We start from the raw sequence: 21682 nt of genomic DNA on the forward strand, positions 1-21682 counted from the left end.
GTCCCGATTGACTGCCCCAGGTGCTACGCCGGCACGACCAGCCGCCCCACCAGGTCCCCCCACCCCACCTCCAGCCGGTCGAGGGACATCTCCCGCTGCCCCACCAGATGTTCGACGAGGTTGATGTCCAGATAGCCCAGCAGGGTCTGCGCCAGCAGTTCGATGTCGCCCGTCGCCCCGGCGCGGCGCAGCAGCATGCACAGGTGGCCGAGGCGGAGCTGAGCGGCCGGGCTGGTGTGACGGCGGGAGACATCCGCGCGGGCGGCGAGGTAGAGGTCGCGGTGGGCGTACTCGTGCCGGATGACGGCGGCGCCGAACGCCCGGAGCCGCTCGACGGGCGGCGCGTCGGGGCCGAGGGGCGGCGGGCCGGTCAGGAACGCGGCCTGGAGCTCCCGCTCATGGTGGTCGAGAAGCGCGACCATGAGCCCGAACCGGTCGCCGAACCGCCGGAAGACGGTGCCCTTGCCCACCTCGGCGGCGGTCGCCACGGCCTCCATGGTCAGGTTGGCGGCCCCGCAGTCCGCCGCGAGCTGGGCGGCGACCTCCAGCAGCCGGGTGCGGTTGCGGGCCGCGTCCGCGCGCAGTCGGGGCTGGTCAGAGGTGGTCGGGGCGAGGCTCAGCAGTCCGTCGAGGGGGTCGGGTTCCTGAGGCGCCGGGAAGGGCGGCAGCGACTCTTTCATGAATGGAGCGTAACGCTCACCACAGACAAGTGGACCCCGGTCCGGATAGGTGCTACAAATTTCAACGGACCCCGGTCCGCTTAGCATTTCCCACGTGCACACCCTTGCTAGGAGTCAGCTCATGTCCGTACGCATCCTCGCGCTCGTCGGCAGCCTTCGCGCCGGTTCACACAACCGCCAGCTCGCCGAGGCCGCCGTGAAGCACGCCCCCGAGGGCGTCGAGATCGAGCTGTACGAGGGGCTGGCCGAGGTCCCGTTCTACAACGAGGACATCGACACCGAGGCCGCCCTCCCGGCCACCGCCGCGCGGCTGCGTGAGGCCGCCGGCAGCGCCGACGGCTTCCTGCTCTTCTCCCCCGAGTACAACGGCACCATCCCGGCCGTCCTGAAGAACGCCATCGACTGGCTGTCCCGCCCGTACGGCGCCGGCGCGTTCACCGGCAAGCCGGTCGCCGTGGTCGGCACCGCGTTCGGCCAGTTCGGCGGCGTGTGGGCGCAGGACGAGACCCGCAAGTCCGTCGGCATCGCCGGTGCCACGGTCCTGGAGGAGGCCAAGCTCTCCATCCCCGGCTCCGTCGTCCGCTTCGCCGAGACCCACCCGGCCGACGACGCCGAGGTCGTCGCCGGTCTCACCGAGGTCCTGAACCAGCTCACCGCCCAGGCGGGCACCGCCGCCTGAGTCGGCCTTCCGCCGTACGTCGCCGGGTTCCGGGCCATGCGCCCGGGGCCCGGCGTCGGCGTTCCGGCACCGGGGGGCCTGTCAGACGACCCCCAGCCCCTCCAGCACCACCGCGTTCGGCAGCTCCGCGAACGCCTTCCCCGGCACCAGCAGCTTGCCGCGCCGCCGCCCGCTGCCGACCAGGACGTACGGCAGGTCGACCACGGCCGAGTCCACCAGGACCGGCCACGACGCGGGCAGCCCGACGGGGGTGATGCCGCCGTACTCCATCCCGGTCTCGCCGGTGGCGGCGTCCATCGACGCGAACGAGGCCTTGCGGGCGCCGAGTTGGCGGCGGACCACGCCGTTGACGTCGACGCGGGCGGTGGAGAGCACGACACACGCGGCGAGGCTCGACTCGCCGCCCCGCTTGCCCGCGACGACCACGCAGTTCGCGGACTGTTCGAGCAGTTCCTGCCCGTAGTGCTGGACGAACACCGCGGTGTCGGCCCACCGCGGGTCCGTCTCGACGTACAGGATCTGGTCGGCGGGCACAGTGCCGGGCCAGTCGCGTACGGCGTCGGCGACCGGGCCGACGAGATCGTCGAGGCAGTCGGGGGCGGGGGTGGCGTGGTCGAAGTCTCCGATGGGTGCGTGCATGGGCCGCACGCTAACAAAGGCCCGCGGGCAGCGGGGTCGGCGTGTCAGTGCACGGCCGGCACCGACACCGTCAGCACCATCTCCGTCGGCACATCCCCCTGATTCGCGTACTCGTGGGCCGCGTTGGCCTCGAAGGTGACGCTCGACCCGGCCGGGACGCGGTACTCCGCGCCCTCGACGGTGAGGGTCAGCTCGCCCGCCGTGACATGGGCGATCTCGACCGTGCCCACGGGGTGCGGATCCGACCGGCTGCCCTCCCCCGGCATCAGCCGCCAGTTCCACATCTCCAGCGGGCCGGGCGCCTCCGTACCGGCCAGCAGCTTGCTGTAGCTGCCCGCTTCGGTGTGCCACAGCCGGACCACCTGCTCGGCCGGGACCACCCGGACCTTGGGCCCCTGCTCGTAGTCGAGCAGTGTGGTGATGCTCACCCCGAGGGCGTCGCCGATCTTGACGACGGTGCCGAGGCTGGGGTTGGTGCGGGCCTGCTCGATCTGGATGAGCATGCCGCGGCTGACTCCGGCGCGGGCCGCGAGGGTGTCCAGGGTGAACCCCCGCTCGGTGCGCCAGCGCTTGACGTTCCGCGCCAGGGACTGGGTCAGCAGGTCGAGATCCGACACATTCCGTCCAATATTCTCAATGGCAGAGTTCAACGCAGCGAACTACGGATGGGTACACCCTTCGTTCACCGAACTGTACTGCGAGGCTGATCGACGACCTCACCCTTCAGCCTGGCGAGACCCTTCGCCCTGGCGAGCGATCTGCGCTCCGGCCAACTCAACGGGCACGGGGCTGTATCGATGTGCGGCTCCGCCGCGTGGGCGCCACCAGCCACCCATCACCCGCACCCGCACCCGCCAAAGCACCACACCCCCGAGCTCCTACGCGGACTCCCCCGCCTCTTCCGCATCCCACTCGGCCAACGCCAGCAGCTGCTCCGGCGTGATCCCGTCGGGAATCGGCACAGGCGCAGGCGTTCGGATCGGCGGCTGCCACCCCTCGACCGGATCCCACCGGCGCACGACCCGCGCGGGCGCCCCGGCCACGACCGAGTGATCCGGGACCACCCCCCGCACCACCGCCCCCGCGGCGACCACCACGTTCCGCCCGATCCGCGCGCCCGGCAGGACCACCGCACCCGTACCGATCCAGCACCCCGGCCCGATCGACACCGGGTCCATACGCGGCCACTGCCTGCCGATCGGCTCGTGCGGGTCGTCGTACGAGTGGTTAGTGGACGTCACATACACATACGGCCCGAAGTAGCAGTCGCTGCCGATGGTGACGGTGGTGTCGGCGATGACATGGCTGCCCCGCCCGAGGACGACACCGTCTCCGACGCGCAGGATCGGTTCCGCGCCGAGGTCCAGGTCGGGCATCAGCCCGGCGGTCAGCGTGACCTGCTCGCCGATGATGCAGTGGGAGCCCAGATGGATCCACGGCTCACCGAAGACCGTGCCGAGCGGGAAGGCCAGCCTGGTACCGGTTCCCATCGCGCCGAAGCGGAAGCGGCCGGGCCGCTCGGCGGTCACCGACCCCGTGCGCTGCAGCCACGCCCAGCCCGCATGGACGGCGCGCTGCACGAGGCGGCCCCGCCAGGACGAGAACGTGTTCTTGCTCTTCGGCACCCGCTCACCGTACTCACCGGGCGGCACACGCATGACGTCGTACGGCTGTGATCTTCACCCCACGCGATGCGCGCCCCATGGCTTACGGTGCCGGTGAGGACTGATCACCATGGCCATCACAGGCCACCACGGTCACCACCAGGAGGCGGCGATGAACCGGCAGCGGGCCCTGATCACGACGTTCGACGGCAAGAAGCCGGATGTGGAGGAGGCCGCGTTCGTCTCCCCCACGTCGGTGGTGATCGGCGACGTGACGCTCCGGCCCGGGGCGAGCGTCTGGTACGGGGCGGTGCTGCGGGCCGAGTTCGAGCCGATCGTCATCGGCGCTGACGCCAACGTCCAGGACAACTGCACGCTGCACGTAGACCCCGGGTTCCCGGTCTCGATCGGTGAGCGGGTCTCGATCGGACACAACGCGGTGGTGCACGGGGCGACCGTCGAGGACGACTGTCTGATCGGGATGGGGGCGACTGTGCTGAACGGCGCGGTGATCGGTGCGGGGTCTCTTGTGGCCGCGCAGGCGTTGGTGCCGCAGGGGATGCGGGTGCCGCCCGGTTCGCTGGTCGCCGGGGTGCCGGCGAAGGTGAAGCGGCCGCTCACCGATGAGGAGCGTGAGTTGGTGACCTTGAACGGGACGCATTACACGGAACTGGCCAAGGCGCACCGGAAAGCGCAGGAGGAGTACGGGGCATAGCGGTCTACGGGTCGTGTGTGGCTGGTCGCACCCACGCGCCGGAGCCGCACATCGAAACAGCCCCGCGTCCCTTTGGGGCGCACCTCACTCAGCGGCGGTGACCAGTTCCCCTTCGGTCTTCTCGGCCGCTTCCGCCGCCTTCTTCGCCTTGCGCTTGATCACCAGCATCGAGGTGACGCCGATCAGGACGGCCAGGACCAGGCCCAGCCAGGAGAAGCGCTTGAGCCAGGCCTCGGCTACGACGCCGACGTAGTAGATGACGGCGGTGGTGCCGCCGGCCCAGAGGATGCCGCCGAGGACGTTGGCGACGAGGAAGCGCCAGTAGGGCATCTGGAGGACACCGGCGAGGGGGCCGGCGAAGATGCGGAGGAGGGCGATGAAGCGGCCGAAGAATACGGCCCACATACCCCACCGGTCGAAGGAGCTCTCGGCGACGGCGATGTTGCTCTCGCTGAAGTGTTTGGGGAACCTTCGATTGAGCTTGTCCAGCAGCGGGCGGCCGCCCTTGCGGCCGATGGCGTAGCCGATGGAGTCGCCGATGATCGCGCCGGCGGTGGCGCAGGCGCCGAGGACGAACGGGTCGATCTCACCGTGCTGGGAGGCCAGCAGCGCGGAGGAGACCAGGATGATCTCGCCCGGCAGCGGAATGCCCAGGCTCTCCAGGCCGATGACCAGCCCCACCAGCAGGTAGATGCTGAGCGGGGGCACTGTTTCGAGCCACTCCTGGACGTGCAAAGCCGGTTCCTCCCGTGTAGCGGATCAAGGGGGTGTTGTGAAAGTCCCGTGCTGCCCCGGCGCGTGCTCACGACGGAGCGCACGCCGGGGCAGCCTACCCGCTTACTCGGACGGCGACGGAGTCCTACAGGTTGTCCCACAGTCGGCACTGATGCTCACCGTGCACGGTGAGCACGGCGAGCATCAGTGCGTTGCCGCCCTGTGCCGCGGTCCGGAAGGCACCCGGGACGCGGCTGCGGAGACGCCCTGGGTCAGGAGTTGGGGCGCAGGGTCCAGACGACGGTCATCTCTCCGGTCACGGCGCCGTCGGCGCGCTGGATGGCGATGGCGACGGGGAACTCGGGGCGCTGTCCGGCGTCGAGTTCGGCGACGACCTCGGCGGCGGGGCGGCCCAGCGTGGCGGTGGCCGTGACGGGTCCCATCGCGAGCTTCTTGTACGCGATCTCCGCGCTGACCGCGAGCGGCACGGCACGGGAGAGCTGGTCGCCGAACGCGGCGAGCACGATCGCCCCGCTCGCCGACTCACCCAGCGTGAACATCGCGCCGGCATGCGGCCCACCGACGTGATTGTGGAACCCGCCCTGGTCCGGCAGTGCCACCACGGCCTTCTCCGGCGTGGTCTCCAGGAACTCCAGGTTCAGGGTCCTGGCCATCGGCACCGTGGCGGCGAGCATCTCGCCGATCGACATCTGGTCTGCGCTCATGCCACGATGTTACCCACGAGTAGGCAGTCCTGACCAGGGACGTCCGTGTGACCGTCGTATCGCTGCCGCTGACGTGACCAGGAGAGCGGCAGCCACCCTGGAGCACGTCGACGGCCGACGACGGCGGGACCGTACCGCGGCCGGGCGGCGAAGGTGGCGGTCGTGGGCGTACGCCAGGGCGACGCGGCGATGGCCGTGGTGGTCGCAGCCGGGGTGACCAGCTTTCCGACGGCAAGTCGACGACGTTCGCGTGCAAGAACGCCGAACGGGATTTCGTGGCCTGATCGTTCGCCGGACCCAAGGAGGTGTCCGAGGAGGCTCCGGACGCGACGACCGGCAGGGTTCGGCTGTACGACGATCCGGCGGATGGCTGACGGCCGGCGGCTGGCGGCTGGCGGCTGGCGGCCGCCGGAGGGCCGACGGAGGGCCGGGGCAAAAGTCGTCAACCTCGGGTGTTTTGGAGCCGTTCGTCCCGACTGCAAAGGCGCTTCGTGGACTCTCGTGGCACCCCGCCCCCTGGCGCATCTATGGTTGCGAGCCATGTGGCCAGGACAGCAGCAGCCGCCCGGGGGCGAGCACCAACCGCAGCAGCCGAACCCGTACCAGCAGCCGGGGTACGACCAGTCGGGACAGCCGGGACAGCCGGGATACCAACAGCCGGGGTACCAGCAGCCCAACCCCTACCAGCAGCCCGGATACCAGTCGACGGGCCAGCAGGCCCAGTACGGGCAGCAACCGCAGTGGGGCGCGCAGGCCCCCGCGGGCCCGCCGGTGCCGCCGGGCGGAGGCGGCGGCAACCGGACGAAGCTGATCGCGATCATCGCGGCCACGGCCGTCGTCGTGGCGGCCGGTGTGACGGGCTTCCTGGTCCTCGGAGGCGACGGGGACAAGGACAAGTCGGAAACCCAGTCGGCTCCCTCGGCCTCCCCGTCGCCGACCGCGTCGGAGAGCACCGAGGACAACCCGCGCGGCGAGGACGCCGGAGCGAAGCCGACCATCGCGGGCTGGAAGGTCGTCGTCAACCCCAAGTGGGGTACGGCCTTCGACGTGCCCGCCGAGTGGGACGTCCGGTCGCCCGACACCTTCATCGGCTTCGAGGACGACGAGAAGGGCGACGGGTCGGTCCTCATCGGCATGTCGGCACCCGCCATCCTCAAGGAGAAGTGGTGCACGTCCGACGACGACAAGGACGGCAACGAGGAGACGAGCTCCCTCGCCGCCGTGGGCACCAAGGGCCAGCAGGGCGCCAAGGGCACCGAGGACATCGCCCGCAATGACTCGGCGTGGTGGGTCTTCGGCGGTTACACCGACCAGAAGGCCGCCTCCAAGAAGAAGATGACCATCGGCAAGTCCAAGGCGTACACCACGACGTCGGGCGTCGAGGGCAGCGTCTCCACCACGTCCTCGAGCGGTGTCGCCAAGAAGGGCAAGTGCGACACCGACGGCAAGGCGACCACGTTCGCCTTCAAGAACTCGGCCGGCGACTACGTCTCCTGGTCCTTCTACGGCGCCAAGGACGTTGACGACGAGGTCCCGGACGCGACGGTGCAGAAGATCCTCAGCACGGTACGGCTGTACGGCGACCCGACAGGCGGCTGAGCCGACGCCTACGCCGAGGCGAAGGGGGGCAGAGGCAGGGGCAGGGCGGGATCGACGGCGTCGCGTGGGCAGCCGCACACGGGGCGCCGCCGCCCACACAGCCCCGGTGTTCGGCAACCGCCTCCCTCTGGCCCGATCAGGCCGTATCCCGTGAGGAAACGGTTTGGCAGGAGGGACCGGGGCGGCGATAGTCGGCGGGTGACGACTCCCGCCGCCTTCCGCCGCCGCTCCGCCTGGGCAGGTCGCAACTACACCCTGCTGACGACGGCCGCGGTCGTCACCGGCCTGGGCAGCAACGGCGCCCTGATCGCGGCCGCGTTCGCGGTCCTGGAGGCGGGCGGCGACGGCGGGGACGTCGGTCTGGTCGCGGCGGCGCGGACCCTGCCGCTGGTGCTGTTCCTGCTGATCGGCGGCGCGGTCGCGGACCGGATGCCCCGGCACCGGGTGATGGTCGCGGCGAACACCCTCAACTGTCTCTCCCAGGCCGTCTTCGCCGTGCTCGTGCTCACCGGCGAGGCACACCTGTGGCAGATGATGCTGCTCTCCGCGCTCGGCGGCACCGGTCAGGCGTTCTTCAACCCGGCGGCCGAGGGCATGCTGCTGTCCTCGGTCACCGCCGAGCAGGCGGGCCGGGCCTTCGCGCTGTTCCGTTTCGCGTCGCAGGGCGCGACCATGACCGGCGCGGCCCTCGGCGGCGCCATGGTCGCGGTGATCGGCCCCGGCTGGGTGCTCGCGGTGGACGCCGCCGCGTTCGCGTTCGCCGGCGCCCTGCGCGCCTTTCTCGACGTGAGCCACATACCGGAGCGCGAGCCGGGCCACGGCATGCTCGCCGATCTCCGGGACGGCTGGCGGGAGTTCACGGGCCGTACCTGGCTGTGGGCGATCGTGGTCCAGTTCTCCCTGGTGAACGCGGTCATCGTCGCCGCCGACGCGGTCTACGGCCCCCAGGTCGCCCGCGACAGCCTCGGCGGACCCGGCCCCTGGGGCCTGGCACTGGGCCTGTTCGGGGCCGGCAACGCCGTAGGAGCGCTGCTCATGACCCGCTGGAAACCGCGCCGCCTCCTCCTCGTGGGCGTCCTCTGCGTCTTCCCGTTCGCCCTGCCGTCCGCCGCGCTCGCCGTGCCGGTGCCGATCGCCGTGCTGTGCCTCGCCATGTTCGTCAGCGGTCTGTCGATCGAGGTGTTCGGCGTCTCCTGGATGACCGCGCTGCACCAGGAGATCCCCGAGGACAAGCTGTCCCGCGTCTCGGCGTACGACTGGTTCGGCTCGGTGGCGATGGTGCCGCTCGCCGCCGCGCTGGCGGGGCCGGCGGAGAGCGCCTTCGGGCGTACGGCGGCCCTGTGGGGCTGCGCCGCGCTGTGCGTCGTGGCCACGGCGGCGGTGCTGTGCGTACGGGACGTACGGAACCTGACGCGGCGCAGCATGCCGGTGGTCCTGGCCAAACCCGACGCCAAATCCGATGCCGAACCCGATGCCGAGCCTGGCTCAGCCGATACCGAAGGCCCCGTCGGGCGGCTCGGGTGACGGTACGGCGTCCTCCTCGCGGACGGGCGCGGCACGGCCGATGAAGTCGCGCAGGGCCGGGCCGTGCTCGACCCGTGCAGGGAAGGCGTCGGCGGCGGTCCGCCGGGCCAGGACGGCGACGTCGAGCGGCCGGTGGGCGGCGACCAGCACGGCGTTCCCGAAGCGTCGGCCGCGCAGCACCCCCGGCTCGGCGATCAGCACCAGTTCCTCGAACACCGTGGCGAGCGTGGCCAGTTGGGACCGTAGAAACGCGAACGGCGCGGCATCGGCCAGGTTCGCGAGATACACCCCGTCCGCGCGCAGCACCCGTTCGGCGGCCCGCGCGTACGCCACGGTCGTCAGATGCGCCGGGACCCGCGAGGCGCCGAACACATCCCCCACGAGTACGTCGGCGGAGTCCGCAGGGGCCGCTTCGAGCCATTCCCCGGCATCCGCGTCGTGCAGCGCGATCCCCGCGTCGGGGGGCAGCGGCAGCTGCTCGACGACCAGGTCCAGCAGCCCCCGGTCATACTCGACGACCTCCTGCCGGGACCCGGGCCGGGAGGCGGCCACATACCTGGGCAGCGTGAGCGCGCCCCCACCGAGATGCAGCACATCGAGCGCCCGCCCCGGCTCCGCCACCGTGTCCAGCACATGCCCGAGCCGCCGCGCGTACTCGAACTCCAGATGCGTCGGCTCGTCCAGGTCCACGTACGACTGCGGCGCCCCGTCCACGGTCAACAGCCAGGCCCGCTCCCGGTCGACGTCGGGCATGAGCTTGGCGGTGCCCTGATCGATGGCACGGGAGACGGGTATGGCTTCGTTCACTGCCCCATTGTGCCGGGTGAACCGCTTGGCCATGGGAGCGGTGCGGCGCCCCGAGAGGGGCGCGGGGGACTGCGCGACCGGCCAAGAACCGGCCCGCAGTCCCCCGCACACCCCAACCCCCTACTGAACGGCCGTCACGGTCCCCGCCCCCACGGTCCGACCGCCCTCACGAATCGCGAACCCGAGCCCCGGCTCCAACGGAACCTCCCGGCCCAGCTCCACACTCATCGTGACCCGGTCCCCGGGCCGCGCGACGGCGATCTCACCGAGATCGACATTCCCGACCACATCCGCCGTACGGATGTAGAACTGCGGCCGGTACCCGGTGGACACCGGAGTCGTACGGCCGCCCTCGCGCGCCGACAGCACATACACCTGCGCGGTGAAGTGCCGACTCGGCGCGACACTGCCGGGCGCGGCCACCACATGCCCGCGTCGGACGGCGTCCCGTCCCACCCCGCGCAGCAGCAGCGCCACGTTGTCGCCGGCCTGCGCCTCCGACATCGGCTTGCCGAAGGTCTCCAGCCCGGTGACCACGGTCTCCACCTCGGCGCCGAGCACTTCGACACGGTCGCCCACGTGGATCGTGCCCCGCTCGACGGCCCCCGTGACGACGGTCCCCCGCCCGGTGATCGTGAGGACGTTCTCCACGGACAGCAGGAACGGCGCGTCCAGATACCGCTCGGGCATCGGCACGTACGTGTCCACCGCGTCCAGCAGCGCATCGATCGACGCCGTCCACCGCGGGTCCCCTTCGAGCGCCCTGAGCCCGGAGACCCTTACGACGGGTACGGAGTCGCCGCCGTACCCGTGCGCGGTGAGCAGCTCGCGGACCTCCAGCTCGACGAGGTCGATCAACTCCTCGTCGCCCGCGTCGGCCTTGTTCAGCGCGACGACCACGTGGTTCACGCCCACCTGCCGGGCGAGCAGCACGTGCTCGGCGGTCTGCGGCATGATCCCGTCGAGCGCGGAGACGACGAGGATCGCCCCGTCGAGCTGCGCGGCCCCGGTGACCATGTTCTTGACGTAGTCGGCGTGGCCTGGCATGTCGACGTGCGCGTAGTGCCGGGTGTCGGTCTCGTACTCGACGTGCGCGATGTTGATGGTGATGCCGCGCGCCGCCTCCTCCGGGGCACGGTCGATGCGGTCGAACGGCACGAACGTGCCGGCCCCGCGCTCGGCGAGGACCTTGGTGATGGCGGCGGTCAGGGTGGTCTTGCCGTGGTCGACATGACCCATCGTGCCGATGTTGAGATGCGGTTTCGTGCGGACGTAAGCAGTCTTGGACATGGCGGTACCTCGAAGTCTCTTCAGCGGTACTGAGCGATGGCCCCGGCGCGACTACGGGCGCGGCCGGGACGGGGACCCCAAGGTCTTGCCGACCCTCCCCCTGCGGGGTCCGCCGGAATGTCCGGGAAGGGTCAGCTTCGGGCGCCGTCTGCGGCGGCCACGACGATCAGAAGGGCAGCCTTCGGGGCATCCGCGCCTGTGGCGGATGCGGCGAGAGCGAAGGCGTGCCGGAACATGGCGTCGATCATCGTCGACAAGTCGGCCCGCGTCGAATGGTTTTCGGTACGCGCGAGTTCCGAGAGGGAGCCGAAGAGAGATGCTTCACAGGACAGTGCAGGGGATGAACGGTGCCCAGGCCGGGGCCGTGTTCCGGAAGGCGCAGGCAGCACGGTGCGCGGTGCTCGTCGGGGCCCTGGGCACACCGTGCCCGACGAGCCCGTTGTTCCGCTCGCTGTGACCCCCGTGAGACGTTCCGTACGGCATACACGTACATGGGTCGGTTACCGTCGTCGAATGCTCGATGCCACCACCCGCTCTGGGGGCACCGCCACGGTCCTTCCCCGGACCACCGCCACGGAGCTCGCCGTCGCCACACCTGTCCCCGTTCCAGTCGTGCCGCTGGGACGCGCCGCCCGCTGGGGCAGAGTGCTGCTCTCGCCGTGGGCGCGGTTCTCCCTGCTCGTGGCGCTGCTCATGGGCGCCGTGTCGACCGTGCTGCTGTTCGAGCCGCAGCGGCTGCTGGCCGACGGCTGGCCGCCCCAGCTGAGCGGCGCCGCGGCGGTCGTGATGTTCGCGGTGGCGTACGGGCTGTGCACGGTCGCCTTCGTGCCCCGGCCGATCCTCAACATCGCGGCGGGCGCCCTCTTCGGCTCTCAACTGGGTCTGGCCTCGGCGCTCGCGGGCACGGTCCTCGGGGCCGGCCTCGCCTTCGGCCTCGGCCGGATCCTCGGGCAGGACGCCCTGCGCCCCCTCCTCCGCCACCGCTGGCTGAAGTCGGCGGACGGCCAGCTCAGCCGCCACGGCTTCCGCTCGATGCTGGCGGCCCGGCTGTTCCCGGGAGTGCCCTTCTGGGCGGCCAACTACTGCGCCTCCGTCTCCCGCATGGGCTGCCTCCCCTTCCTCCTCGCCACAGCCCTCGGCTCGATCCCGAACACCGCCGCGTACGCGGTGGCGGGCGCCCGAGCCTCGTCCCCGACCTCCCCTGCCTTCCTGATCGCCATGGCCTGCATCGCGATCCCGGCGCTGATCGGCGCGGCGGTGGCCTGGCGCAAGCGCCACCACTTGCGGGCCCGCTGACGCGGGATGAAGGGGACGGGCCCGAAGGGCCGCCCCCCTCAGGAGCGCGGGGAACTGCGCGACGAGTCCCCACTCACCCGCACCCGACGAACCACCCTTCCCAGCGACTTCACACCGCCTCAAGCACCATCGCGTTCGCCAGCCCACCCGCCTCGCACATGGTCTGCAGCCCAAAGCGAGCGCCGCGCTCCCGCATGGCGTGCACGAGCGTCGTCGTCAGCCGCGCCCCACTCGCCCCCAGCGGATGCCCCAGAGCGATGGCACCCCCACGGACGTTGACCTTCCCCAGGTCGGCCCCCGTCTCCTGCTGCCAGGCGAGAACAACACTGGAGAACGCCTCGTTGACCTCGAACAGGTCGATGTCGTCGAGGCCCAGCCCCGCCCTGCGGAGAACCTTCTCGGTGGCCGGTATGACACCCGTGAGCATCAGCAGCGGATCCGAACCGGTGACGGCGAAACTGTGCAGCCGGGCGAGCGGACGCAGCCCTAGCCGGGCCGCCGTCTCGCTGGACGTGATGAGGACGGCCGAGGCCCCGTCGTTGACGGGACTCGCGTTGCCCGCGGTGACGTTCCACTCGATCTGCGGGAACCGCTCGGCGAACCCGGGGTCGTGGTAGGCGGGCCCGAGCCCGGCAAGGATCTCGGGCGTGCTGCCGGGCCGTACGCACTCGTCGCGCGTCACCCCGTCCAGCGGCGCGACCTCCGCGTCGAAGAGGCCGCCCTCCCAGGCCGCCGCAGCCTTGCGGTGGGAGGACACCGCGAAGGTATCCATCCGCTCACGGCCCAGCGACCACTTCGCGGCGATCAGCTCGGCGCTGATGCCCTGCGGCACGAGTCCCTCGGGGTAGCGCGCGGCGACACCGGGCCCGAACGGGTCCGTGCCGGACGGCACGTTGGACCACATCGGCACCCGGCTCATCGACTCCACCCCGCAGGCGACGACCAGGTCGTACGCCCCCGACATGACGCCCTGGGCCGCGAAGTGCACGGCCTGCTGGGAGGAACCGCACTGCCGGTCGACCGTGGTCGCGGGCACCGTCTCCGGGAAGCCCGCCGAGAGTGCGGCGTAGCGGGTGGTGTTCATGGCCTGTTCGCCGACCTGGTCGACGGTGCCGCCGATGACGTCGTCGACGAGCGCAGGGTCGATGCCCGAGCGGTCGACGAGGGTGCGCAGGGTGTGGGCGAGGAGTTCCACGGGGTGGACATGGGCGAGGGCGCCGTTCGACTTGCCCTTGCCGATCGGGGTGCGTACGGCTTCGACGACGACTGCGTCACGCATGGTCGGGCCTCCACGACTACCAGGCGAATACCAGTGAGTAGGAAATCCAAACTCACCATAGCTCGGCGAGTTGGAAAAACAAACCCTCCCCTAGACTGGGCACATGCCCGCCTCCGGAGATCCGCGCCCCTGTTCCGTCGCCGACGCCCTGGCGATCGTCGGTGAGAAGTACTCCCTGCTGGTCCTGCGCGAGGTCTGCCTCGGCAACGGCCGCTTCGACCAGTTGGTCCGCAACATCGGGGCCCCGCGCGACGTACTGGCCACCCGCCTCAGGCGCCTGGTGGACGCGGGTGTCCTGAAGAAGCACGTCTACAGCGAGCGCCCGCAGCGCTTCGAGTACCGGCCGACCCAGGCGGGGCTCGAACTGGAGCCGGTCCTGATGACGCTCATGGCGTGGGGCGACCGCCATCTCCGGAAAGACGACGATCGCCCCATGGTGATCGAGCACATCTGCGGCAACGAACTGGTCCCGGCGGTCACCTGCACGGCCTGCGGCGCCGAGGTGCGCCACGAGGACCTCATGGCGCACCCACAGTCCCCCGGCTGGTCGGTGACGGGCCCGACGGCCGCGTAACCGCCTCCTACACGGTCACGGCTACACGGTCCCCTTGTGGACGTTGTAGACGTTCAGCCGCCCGCACATCCCGAACTTCCCGTACGCGGACGGCTCTTCGGCCCGTACGACGGCGTCGGCGAGGTGGGACACATCCCCCTGCTCCAGCCGGTCCAGCTGCTCGCCGGTGGCGGCTGCAGCCGCCCGCGCGCCCCGCTCCCAGCGCGCCCGCCACTCAGCGAGCCGCGGCCGTACGAGCGCGGCGGCGGCCCGGTGGAACGCGGCGAGCGGCTCGGGTCCGGACGCGTCGCGCAACGCCCGGTAGCCCTCCAGGGCAAGATCCCGCCGGGTCCGGGCGACACGCTCCTGCTCCTCCTCCGGCGCGTCCACCGGAATGCGGGTGGCGGCGGCGTACGTCTCCGGGTCGGTCAGGTACTCCGGCGGCAGGGTGAGGACTGCGTCACCCGCTTCCGGCAGCCCGTTGTTCTGCATGAGGACGGTGATGCGCAGGTCGTCCTCGTTGACCAGCCGGTGGATGGTGCCGGGGGTGAACCAGGCGACCGTCCCGGGCGCCAGCGGCGTGACCTCGTACCCGGAGGTCGTCAGCGTCTGCACCGCCCCGCGGCCGCCGGTGACGACGTATGCCTCCGAACAGGTCAGATGCATATGGGGCGTTCCGCCGCAGACCCCGTCGGTCGCGGGCCAGTCGTAGACGGCCAGGTGCGAGACGGCGACCCCACCGGGCAGCCCTTCGTATCCGCTCACCACGAGTGCGCCTCCAGATACTTGGCGATCTCCTCCCGCTCCCAGGCCCCGTCCGCCACGACGACCCGGTAACGGCGGGTGAGCGTGTCGCCGGGAGCCAGCTCCAGCTCCTCGAAGTAGGCCCAGGAGGGGGCGACGGCGGCGAAGGGCTCGTTGCGGACGAACCAGTGGGCCGGATGGGCGCCCTGAGCGCCCGTGTGATCGTTCTCGGGCGCGTGCGCGAAGACGAGCGTGGCGTGGCCGTCGGTGCCGTCGTGCTCGCCCGAGTAGGCCAGCCAGGGTGCCTGCTCGCCCATCAGCTCGGGCCCCTCGGAGTCGGGCCCGATGATCCGCCCGTCCCGGAAGGCCCGCGGACCGCGCCAGAACAGGCCCGTGTAGCCGGCCATCTCGCGCCCGGCGGTGGTGGGGCTGCCGAACAGCAGCGGCTCGTCCCGGCGGTTGGTGATGGCGCTCGTCCAGGTCAGCGCCCACGAGCCCGACTCGGTGTCGACGTCGTGGATCTCGATCCGGCGCTCCTCGTCGGCCCACAGCTCGCCGGTGTACGGGTGCCAGGTCAGCCGCTCGGCGATCACCACCCGCTCGCCGTCCGACTCGACGACGTCGAAGCCGGCGTGCGCCATCGAGCCGACCCGCTCCGGGATCGGCAGGTAACCCTCGCCGTGCACGTACGAGTTGCCGCCCCACAGGTTCTGGCCCGACAGGTGCGAGGCCGTCAGCTGCAGGCCCTTGTGCCAGCGGTGGTCGTTGGGCCGGAAGTCGGTGACGACGTCCCCGGCCAGCGTCCGGATCGGGTGCAGATACGGCTTCGGCGCCTCCCAGGCCGTCTCCGGCCGGTAGACGTAGCTCAACAGCTCGACGCCGGTGGTGGGTTCGGTGACCGTGATCCGGTCGCCGTGGGCGTGCACGACGCGCAGCCCGTCGTGGATGGTCATGCGGTGTTCTCCTCGGTCGCGTCGGCGGACACCTGGGCGGTTCCGGGCGCCCACCCGGGGGCGCCTCCGTGCATGGCCGTGTAGTACGGGTCCCCGGGCCCGATCTCCCCCCGCCGTACGGTCACGTCCGTGAACGCCGACTTGTAGAGGGCGGCGATCAGCTCCAGGCTCGTACGCCCGTCGGCGCCGCTGCTGCGCGGTCGCTCACCGGCGCGCATGCTCGCCACGAGTTCACGCAGCTGCGCCAGGTGCGAGCTGGGCACGTCCTCCCCGAAGTCCCGCCAGCCCGCCGCGTCCGCCTCCGGGGTACCCGGGGCGGGGGTGATGGACCAGTCGGCGTTGGAGTGGCCGTACAGGTGGGTCAGTTCGACGGTGGCGCGCTCGCAGTCGATGCGGATACGGCTGACCTCGTCGGGGCTGAGGACGCTGTTGACGACGGTGGCCAGGGCGCCGCTCTCGAAGCGCACCAGGGCCGTCGAGACGTCCTCGGTCTCCACGTCGTGGACGAGCCGCCCGGCCATGGCCCGGACCTCGCTCCACGGGCCGAGCAGATCGAGCAGCAGGTCCATCTGGTGGATGCCGTGGCCCATGGCGGGTCCGCCGCCCTCGGTCTGCCAGCGGCCGCGCCACGGCACGGCGTAGTAGGCGGTGTCGCGGTACCAAGTGGTCTGGCAGTGCGCCACGAGCGGGCGCCCGAGGCTCTGCTCGGCGATCAGCTTCCGTACGTGCTGCGAACCGGAGCCGAAGCGGTGCTGGAAGACGATCGAGGCGTACGGCCCCCCGGTCTCCGTGCCCTCCTCCGTCTCCACGGCGTCGAAGTCGGCCAGCGTCGGCACCGGCGGCTTCTCGCACCACACCCAGGCGCCGGCCCGCAGCGCGGCGATCGTCTGGTCGCGGTGCAGGGTCGGCGGGGTGCAGACGCTGACCAGGTCGGGCCGCTGCTCCGCCAGCATGCGGTCCAGATCGGTGTAGCCGTGCGGGATGCCGTGCTCCGCGCAGAACTTCGCCACCGCGTCGGCATCGATGTCGACGGCCGCGACGACCTCGGTCTCGCCCTCCTCGGCGAGCCGCGCGAGCGCGGGCAGATGCGAGCCGCCGCCGATGGCGCCGATGCCGATGATCGCGGCACGGACACGGCGGCCGGCGAGCGGGGCCGGGGGCCGGTTCGCCAGGTGGTCCGGAGTCGGGCTCGGGTCGTTGCTGGGTGTGGGCATGGACGTGATCAGCACTCCATCGAACGTGACGTCGGGCGTTGGCCAACGCCTGGTGGCGGGGGCTCCGGCGGAACGGCGACCCTCGCAACGGCAAGCGCTTTCCCTCGCCAGCAACGTATGTGCGGACATAGTGACTGGTCAACACCACGGATCCGGCCGTTCCACGCCTCGGAACGCCCTCGTTCCACCCGTCCCCCGCACGCCCTCCGCCCGGCCCCCGCCCTGCCCTGCGAAACCCCTGTGACAGCCCTGTCCCCAAGGGGCGCTAGGCTGCCCCCAGCACCTGTGATCACCCGCCCCGCGGCGCGGCACGTCTTCCGTCGGCCCTCCACGATCAGCGCTTGGACCACGTAACTTCATGTCTTGGTTTGAATCCCTCATCCTCGGACTCGTCCAGGGGCTGACCGAATTCCTCCCCGTCTCCTCCAGCGCGCACCTGCGCCTGACCGCGGCCTTCTCCGGCTGGGAGGACCCGGGCGCGGCCTTCACCGCGATCACCCAGATCGGCACCGAGGCCGCGGTGCTCATCTATTTCCGCAAGGACATCGCCAACATCATCTCGGCGTGGTCGCGCTCGCTGTTCAACAAGGAGATGCGCGGCGACCACGACGCCCAGATGGGCTGGCTGGTGATCATCGGCTCCATCCCGATCGGTGTCCTCGGCGTGACCCTCAAGGACCAGATCGAGGGCCCCTTCCGTGATCTGCGCCTCACGGCGACCATGCTGATCGGCATGGGCATCGTCCTGGGCGTGGCGGACCGCCTGGCCGCGCGCGACGAGACCGGTGGCAAGCACCGCGCCGCCAAGGAGCGCAAGAGCCTCGAACAGCTCAGCGTCAAGGACGGCCTGATCTTCGGTCTCTGCCAGGCCATGGCCCTCATCCCCGGCGTCTCCCGCTCCGGCGCCACCATCAGCGGTGGCCTCCTCATGGGCTACAAGCGCGAGGCCGCGGCCCGCTACTCCTTCCTCCTCGCCATCCCGGCCGTGATCGCCTCGGGCGGCTACGAACTCAAGGACGCGATGGAGGGCGGCCATGTCTCCTGGGGCCCGACGATCTTCGCCACGATCATCGCGTTCTTCGTCGGCTACGCGGTCATCGCCTGGTTCATGAAGTTCATCTCCACCAAGAGCTTCATGCCGTTCGTCTGGTACCGCATCGTGCTCGGCATCGTCATCGTCGTCCTGGTGTCCATGGGCGTATTGAGCCCGCACGCGGGCGAGTCCGCGGGCTGAGCCCGGCCCGACCGGAACAGCCCGTTCCTCCCCAACTCCCTTCCGTGACCAACCACATACGGCATCCGTAGCCGACCAGTAGCGCACTGTCAGTCCTGGCGCCTACTCTTGTCCGTATGTCCCCCGATTTCCCTGCCCGTGGTTCCGTGCGGTCCGCCGCCGACTTAAACGACCAGATCCGAGCGCTGTGGCGGCATGCGGGCGGGTCGCTGTCGGCGCAGGAGCGGGCGGAGTACGAGCTGTTGGTCGTGGAGTGGGCCGCGGCGATTCGCGGAGACGTCGTCGAGGCCGCGTGAACCCTGTGGGGCGAAGCACGGGCGAGCAGGACCGCACCCCCGGCGGCCTGATCATCTTCCTCAACGGCACGTCCAGTTCGGGGAAGTCGAGCATCGCGGTGGAACTGCTCCGCATCCTCGACGAGCCGTCCTTCCACATCCCGGTCGACGCGTTCCACGCCATGCGGACACGCCAGGAGCTGCCTCCCGAACGGCTCACCACCGTGCTGCACAACACCTGGCGGGGCTACCACCGCGCGATCGCCGGCATGGCCGCCGCAGGCAACCACGTCGTCATGGACCACGTCCTGAGCGCGGAATGGCGGCTGCGGGACTGCCTCGACCTCTTCGTGCCGCAGGACGTCGTGTTCGTCGGCGTGCGCTGTCCCCGCGCCGAGCTCGAACGGCGCGAGCGGGAGCGGGGCGACCGGCCGGCGGGGCTGGCCGCGCGGCAGTCGGAGCAGGTGCACGCACACGGGCTCTACGACATCGAGTGCGACACGAGCCGGGCGGATCCACTCCAATGCGCCTCGCGCATCAAGGAGTTCCTGGCCGACCGGCCCACGCCGACCGCGTTCCAGCGGCTGCTCGACAAGCAGCACGGCTTGCGCCCACCGGCCCGCTGAGCGCGCCCCCAAAGGGTCGCGGGGAACTGCTCGAGCAACCACACACGACCCGCAGCCCGCCAACAGCTGAACAGCTGAACAGGCTGAACAGCCACGGTGCTTCACCGGCCACTCCACACCGACAGCTCCCGTTCCACACCGTCCCCTCCGCACGCCACCCCACCGCACGCAACCGGACGCGGCACCGCTGAAGCCTCACCGGCCGCCGGACACCCGCAGCACCGCGCCCGTGGTGTACGAGGCCTCCGGAGACATGAGCCAGGCGATGGCCGAGGCGATCTCGTCTGCGCGGCCGGGGCGGCGGAGAGGGACGGAGGCGGCGATGCGCTCGGGGCGTTCCGGGTCACCCATCCTCGCGTGGATCTCGGTGTCGATCACCCCGGGCGCGACCGCGTTGACACGGACGCCGTCCGGGCCGAGTTCCTTCGCGAGCCCCGTCGTCAGCGCGTCGACCGCCGCCTTGGTCGCCGCGTAGTGGACGTACTCGCCGGGGCTGCCGAGCGTGGCAGCCGCCGAGGACACGTTCACGATGACGCCGCTCCCCCGGGCCGCCATCACCTTGGCCGCCCGGCGCGAACACAGCAGCACGCCGAGGAGGTTGACCTCCACCACCCGGCGCAGGACATCCGTGTCGGTGTCCGCCAGCCTCCCGAACGGGCCCGTCACCCCGGCGTTGTTGACCAGCCCCGTCACCGGCCCGAGCCGGTCCGCCGCCGTCTCGAACAGCCGGTCCACATCAACCTCCAGCGAGGTGTCCGCCTTGACGGTGACACAGCGCGCCCCGTTCGCCCGCACCCCCGTCGCGACCCACTCGGCGGCCGCCCCGTCGTTCACGTACCCCACCACCACGTCGTGCCCGTCCGCCGCGAGCCGAAGGCAGGTCGCGGCACCGATCCCCCGGCTCCCACCCGTGACCACCGTGACCGGACGTGACATCCCAACCTCCCTGGCGACGGACATACGCGAGCGACGCCCGGCCGACGTTCGGCGACCGGGCATGGCGATCGATCATCCTACGATCGCAGCCCGGCCGCCATGTCACGTCGAGGGCAACCATTCCGGCCCCGGCGGCAACCGATGAGTGGGAAGCTCCTTCCACACGAGCCCCACACGAATCACGCTTTCTCCAGAATCACGCTTTTTCCCGAACCACGCATGGACCCGAAGGACTTGAACGTGGCAGCCCGTTCCCACCGCTCCTCCCGCCACTCCAGGCGGCGCACCGCCCTCATATCCGTCGCCGCCGTGGCGGCCGTCGGGCTCGCCGCGTCGCTCGTCGTGGCCTTCGGCCCCGACCGCGAGACCGACACCGAAGCCGCCGGGAAGGCCGGGGCCACACCCGTCGCGACCACCGCCCGGACGACCGAGCCGTCCAGGACACCGCAGCGGAAGCCCTCCAGCACGCCCTCGAAGTCCCCGTCTCCGTCGGTCTCGACGACCACCCCGTCGGCGACCCCGACCACCGAGCCCACCCGGCCGTCGCCCGCCGCCACCCGGCAGGCCGGGTCCGCCTCGGCGCAGTCGGCGGGGCGGATCCGCCCCGGGGTCGACTACGAAGGGGTCGCCACCTTCTACGACGCCGGAACGGGCGAGGGGGGCGCCTGCTCGTACGGCCCGAGCGACGACGTCATGACCGCGGCGATGAACACCACCGACTACGAGGTCTCCAAGGCCTGTGGGGCGTACGTGCGCGTCCGTGCGGCGGGCGGCGCCGCCGTCACGGTCCGGATCACCAACGAGTGCCCGGCCCCCTGCAAACCCGGTCAACTGGACCTCAGCGCACAGGCCTTCGCCAAGCTCGCCGACCCCTCACGCGGTCAGATACCGATCACCTGGAGCCTGCTGAGCCCCAGCACGTCCGACACGCTCTCGATCCGCTACAAGACCGGGTCCAGTCAGTACTGGTGTGGCATCCAGGTGATCGGTCACCGGAACCCGGTGGCACGGCTGGAGGTCCGCGACGGCAGCGGCTGGACCCGGCTGCCCCGTACCGAATACAACTACTTCCTCTCCGAGCAGGGCGGCGGGTGCGGCGGCGCGCTGAGGATCACCGACATCTACGGAGAGCGGCTGACCGTCGAAGGGCTCGCGGTACGGCCGGACGTCGTACAGCCGACCCGGGTCCAGTTCGCCGCGCGCTGACCCGCGCCACCCGCCCGCGCGCGCCGAAGGCGGCTCGCGAAGCCGATCGGCGGGACAGAGCTGCCACGCGCCCGCGGTCGGTCACCCTCCGGCCGCGGCTGAACCACACCAGCGGACCACCCGACTGCACCAAGTCACCCGCAGTCGTCGCCTGGTTGATGCTGGGTGGTATCAGGCACGCCGCCGCCACCGGCGCCGCTTCGGTTCCGCCTATCCGGGTACTCGGCGTACTCGGTCCGGCCGCCCCATTCCCGCCAGGATCCGGCCCGTGTTGCCCTCGGCGCCACCGCCCGGACCAGCTCGAGAGCGTCCTGATGCGAAGGGGTTGACACTTCCAGGACCGGCTCGGTCTGAGCGGAATCGCCCCGTTGTCCGGCCGTGATCACCACC

Annotated in this window: 23 protein-coding genes; 10 read left to right on the plus strand and 13 right to left on the minus strand. The window is 71.1% G+C overall.

All coding sequences use genetic code 11. The features are described from left to right. Positions 1–23 precede the first annotated feature (23 nt). Complete coding sequence (locus tag ACFU53_RS04605; protein WP_383985998.1) at positions 24–680, minus strand: TetR/AcrR family transcriptional regulator; 657 nt, start codon at positions 678–680, stop codon at positions 24–26. Positions 681–801: 121 nt separating this feature from the next. On the opposite strand from ACFU53_RS04605, the gene ACFU53_RS04610 reads away from it, so the two are divergent. Then, positions 802–1359 carry an NADPH-dependent FMN reductase gene (locus ACFU53_RS04610; protein WP_383986000.1) on the plus strand — a complete coding sequence of 186 codons (558 nt, stop codon included), beginning with the start codon at positions 802–804 and terminating at the stop codon, positions 1357–1359. A gap of 81 nt (positions 1360–1440) precedes the next feature. On the opposite strand, the gene ACFU53_RS04615 is transcribed toward ACFU53_RS04610, so the two are convergent. The 3 genes from ACFU53_RS04615 to ACFU53_RS04625 form a co-directional block, all read right to left on the minus strand. Then, complete coding sequence (locus ACFU53_RS04615) at positions 1441–1998, minus strand: YbaK/EbsC family protein (protein ID WP_383986002.1); 558 nt, start codon at positions 1996–1998, stop codon at positions 1441–1443. Between the two features lie 44 nt (positions 1999–2042). After that, on the minus strand, positions 2043–2615 hold the full coding sequence (locus ACFU53_RS04620; RefSeq protein ID WP_383986004.1) for a helix-turn-helix domain-containing protein: 573 nt from the start codon (positions 2613–2615) through the stop codon (positions 2043–2045). Positions 2616–2876: 261 nt separating this feature from the next. Beyond that, entirely contained in the window at positions 2877–3656 is a 780-nt protein-coding gene (locus tag ACFU53_RS04625; RefSeq protein ID WP_383986006.1) for an acyltransferase, read from the minus strand. Between the two features lie 118 nt (positions 3657–3774). Here ACFU53_RS04625 and ACFU53_RS04630 point away from each other — a divergent pair, with 118 nt between their 5' ends. Beyond that, complete coding sequence (locus ACFU53_RS04630; RefSeq protein WP_383986083.1) at positions 3775–4317, plus strand: gamma carbonic anhydrase family protein; 543 nt, start codon at positions 3775–3777, stop codon at positions 4315–4317. Positions 4318–4401: 84 nt separating this feature from the next. Here ACFU53_RS04630 and ACFU53_RS04635 read toward each other — a convergent pair whose 3' ends face one another. Further along, positions 4402–5052 carry a DedA family protein gene (locus ACFU53_RS04635; RefSeq protein ID WP_383986008.1) on the minus strand — a complete coding sequence of 217 codons (651 nt, stop codon included), beginning with the start codon at positions 5050–5052 and terminating at the stop codon, positions 4402–4404. 251 nt (positions 5053–5303) lie between these two features. After that, complete coding sequence (locus ACFU53_RS04640) at positions 5304–5756, minus strand: DUF4442 domain-containing protein (RefSeq protein ID WP_383986010.1); 453 nt, start codon at positions 5754–5756, stop codon at positions 5304–5306. Between the two features lie 540 nt (positions 5757–6296). Here ACFU53_RS04640 and ACFU53_RS04645 point away from each other — a divergent pair. After that, positions 6297–7355 (plus strand): hypothetical protein, encoded by a 1059-nt coding sequence (locus ACFU53_RS04645; RefSeq protein WP_383986011.1) that lies wholly within the window; start codon positions 6297–6299, stop codon positions 7353–7355. A 198-nt stretch (positions 7356–7553) separates the two neighbouring features. Continuing rightward, complete coding sequence (locus ACFU53_RS04650) at positions 7554–8879, plus strand: MFS transporter (protein ID WP_383986013.1); 1326 nt, start codon at positions 7554–7556, stop codon at positions 8877–8879. Here ACFU53_RS04650 and ACFU53_RS04655 read toward each other — a convergent pair. Beyond that, positions 8841–9686, minus strand: a complete 846-nt coding sequence (locus ACFU53_RS04655; protein WP_383986014.1) for a spermidine synthase — start codon at positions 9684–9686, stop codon at positions 8841–8843. The genes ACFU53_RS04650 and ACFU53_RS04655 overlap by 39 nt on opposite strands. A 120-nt stretch (positions 9687–9806) precedes the next feature. Next, entirely contained in the window at positions 9807–10976 is a 1170-nt protein-coding gene (gene tuf / locus ACFU53_RS04660) for an elongation factor Tu (RefSeq protein ID WP_383986016.1), read from the minus strand. A gap of 513 nt (positions 10977–11489) precedes the next feature. Between tuf and ACFU53_RS04665 the strand changes: the two genes are divergently transcribed. After that, positions 11490–12272, plus strand: coding sequence for a TVP38/TMEM64 family protein (locus tag ACFU53_RS04665; RefSeq protein ID WP_383986018.1), 783 nt, complete (start codon positions 11490–11492; stop codon positions 12270–12272). Positions 12273–12381: 109 nt separating this feature from the next. On the opposite strand, the gene ACFU53_RS04670 is transcribed toward ACFU53_RS04665, so the two are convergent. After that, positions 12382–13551: a thiolase family protein gene (locus ACFU53_RS04670; RefSeq protein WP_383986020.1), complete on the minus strand. Its 1170-nt coding sequence runs from the start codon at positions 13549–13551 to the stop codon at positions 12382–12384. Between the two features lie 103 nt (positions 13552–13654). On the opposite strand from ACFU53_RS04670, the gene ACFU53_RS04675 reads away from it, so the two are divergent. Then, positions 13655–14125: a winged helix-turn-helix transcriptional regulator gene (locus ACFU53_RS04675; protein WP_383986022.1), complete on the plus strand. Its 471-nt coding sequence runs from the start codon at positions 13655–13657 to the stop codon at positions 14123–14125. Positions 14126–14146: 21 nt separating this feature from the next. Here ACFU53_RS04675 and ACFU53_RS04680 read toward each other — a convergent pair whose 3' ends face one another. From ACFU53_RS04680 to ACFU53_RS04690, 3 genes are read right to left on the minus strand one after another with little or no spacing between them, the layout of a single operon-like run. Next, complete coding sequence (locus tag ACFU53_RS04680) at positions 14147–14872, minus strand: cupin domain-containing protein (protein WP_383986024.1); 726 nt, start codon at positions 14870–14872, stop codon at positions 14147–14149. Further along, the gene (locus ACFU53_RS04685; RefSeq protein ID WP_383986026.1) at positions 14866–15801 is read right to left on the minus strand and encodes a PmoA family protein; all 936 of its coding nucleotides are present in this window, start codon (positions 15799–15801) and stop codon (positions 14866–14868) included. The genes ACFU53_RS04680 and ACFU53_RS04685 overlap by 7 nt, the downstream gene beginning before the upstream one ends. After that, positions 15798–17015: a Gfo/Idh/MocA family protein gene (locus ACFU53_RS04690; RefSeq protein WP_383986028.1), complete on the minus strand. Its 1218-nt coding sequence runs from the start codon at positions 17013–17015 to the stop codon at positions 15798–15800. Before ACFU53_RS04690 ends, ACFU53_RS04685 begins: the two co-directional genes overlap by 4 nt. Before the next feature lie 358 nt (positions 17016–17373). On the opposite strand from ACFU53_RS04690, the gene ACFU53_RS04695 reads away from it, so the two are divergent. From ACFU53_RS04695 to ACFU53_RS04705, 3 genes are all read left to right on the plus strand, one after another. Next, entirely contained in the window at positions 17374–18249 is an 876-nt protein-coding gene (locus tag ACFU53_RS04695; protein WP_383986030.1) for an undecaprenyl-diphosphate phosphatase, read from the plus strand. 116 nt (positions 18250–18365) lie between these two features. Beyond that, positions 18366–18545: a hypothetical protein gene (locus ACFU53_RS04700; protein ID WP_383986031.1), complete on the plus strand. Its 180-nt coding sequence runs from the start codon at positions 18366–18368 to the stop codon at positions 18543–18545. 5 nt (positions 18546–18550) lie between these two features. Beyond that, a complete protein-coding gene (locus ACFU53_RS04705; RefSeq protein ID WP_383986033.1) occupies positions 18551–19150 on the plus strand; it encodes a chloramphenicol phosphotransferase CPT family protein in 600 nt (199 codons plus the stop codon). Between the two features lie 195 nt (positions 19151–19345). On the opposite strand, the gene ACFU53_RS04710 is transcribed toward ACFU53_RS04705, so the two are convergent. Then, positions 19346–20086: an SDR family NAD(P)-dependent oxidoreductase gene (locus ACFU53_RS04710; protein WP_383986034.1), complete on the minus strand. Its 741-nt coding sequence runs from the start codon at positions 20084–20086 to the stop codon at positions 19346–19348. Between the two features lie 240 nt (positions 20087–20326). Here ACFU53_RS04710 and ACFU53_RS04715 point away from each other — a divergent pair, with 240 nt between their 5' ends. Continuing rightward, the gene (locus ACFU53_RS04715; RefSeq protein ID WP_383986036.1) at positions 20327–21292 is read left to right on the plus strand and encodes an expansin EXLX1 family cellulose-binding protein; all 966 of its coding nucleotides are present in this window, start codon (positions 20327–20329) and stop codon (positions 21290–21292) included. Positions 21293–21682: the final 390 nt, after the last annotated feature.

The organism is Streptomyces sp. NPDC057474, assembly GCF_042802555.1.
Taxonomy (GTDB): domain Bacteria; phylum Actinomycetota; class Actinomycetes; order Streptomycetales; family Streptomycetaceae; genus Streptomyces.

Excerpts from the sequence above, each read along its gene's own strand:
- ACFU53_RS04605 (WP_383985998.1), bottom strand. The coding sequence starts at position 680 with ATGAAAGAGTCGCTGCCGCCCTTCCCGGCGCCTCAGGAACCCGACCCC.
- ACFU53_RS04610 (WP_383986000.1), top strand. The coding sequence starts at position 802 with ATGTCCGTACGCATCCTCGCGCTCGTCGGCAGCCTTCGCGCCGGTTCA.
- ACFU53_RS04615 (WP_383986002.1), bottom strand. The coding sequence starts at position 1,998 with ATGCACGCACCCATCGGAGACTTCGACCACGCCACCCCCGCCCCCGAC.
- ACFU53_RS04625 (WP_383986006.1), bottom strand. The coding sequence starts at position 3,656 with ATGCGTGTGCCGCCCGGTGAGTACGGTGAGCGGGTGCCGAAGAGCAAG.
- ACFU53_RS04630 (WP_383986083.1), top strand. The coding sequence starts at position 3,775 with ATGAACCGGCAGCGGGCCCTGATCACGACGTTCGACGGCAAGAAGCCG.
- ACFU53_RS04640 (WP_383986010.1), bottom strand. The coding sequence starts at position 5,756 with ATGAGCGCAGACCAGATGTCGATCGGCGAGATGCTCGCCGCCACGGTG.
- ACFU53_RS04645 (WP_383986011.1), top strand. The coding sequence starts at position 6,297 with ATGTGGCCAGGACAGCAGCAGCCGCCCGGGGGCGAGCACCAACCGCAG.
- tuf (WP_383986016.1), bottom strand. The coding sequence starts at position 10,976 with ATGTCCAAGACTGCTTACGTCCGCACGAAACCGCATCTCAACATCGGC.
- ACFU53_RS04665 (WP_383986018.1), top strand. The coding sequence starts at position 11,490 with ATGCTCGATGCCACCACCCGCTCTGGGGGCACCGCCACGGTCCTTCCC.
- ACFU53_RS04670 (WP_383986020.1), bottom strand. The coding sequence starts at position 13,551 with ATGCGTGACGCAGTCGTCGTCGAAGCCGTACGCACCCCGATCGGCAAG.
- ACFU53_RS04675 (WP_383986022.1), top strand. The coding sequence starts at position 13,655 with ATGCCCGCCTCCGGAGATCCGCGCCCCTGTTCCGTCGCCGACGCCCTG.
- ACFU53_RS04685 (WP_383986026.1), bottom strand. The coding sequence starts at position 15,801 with ATGACCATCCACGACGGGCTGCGCGTCGTGCACGCCCACGGCGACCGG.
- ACFU53_RS04690 (WP_383986028.1), bottom strand. The coding sequence starts at position 17,015 with ATGCCCACACCCAGCAACGACCCGAGCCCGACTCCGGACCACCTGGCG.
- ACFU53_RS04695 (WP_383986030.1), top strand. The coding sequence starts at position 17,374 with ATGTCTTGGTTTGAATCCCTCATCCTCGGACTCGTCCAGGGGCTGACC.
- ACFU53_RS04700 (WP_383986031.1), top strand. The coding sequence starts at position 18,366 with ATGTCCCCCGATTTCCCTGCCCGTGGTTCCGTGCGGTCCGCCGCCGAC.
- ACFU53_RS04710 (WP_383986034.1), bottom strand. The coding sequence starts at position 20,086 with ATGTCACGTCCGGTCACGGTGGTCACGGGTGGGAGCCGGGGGATCGGT.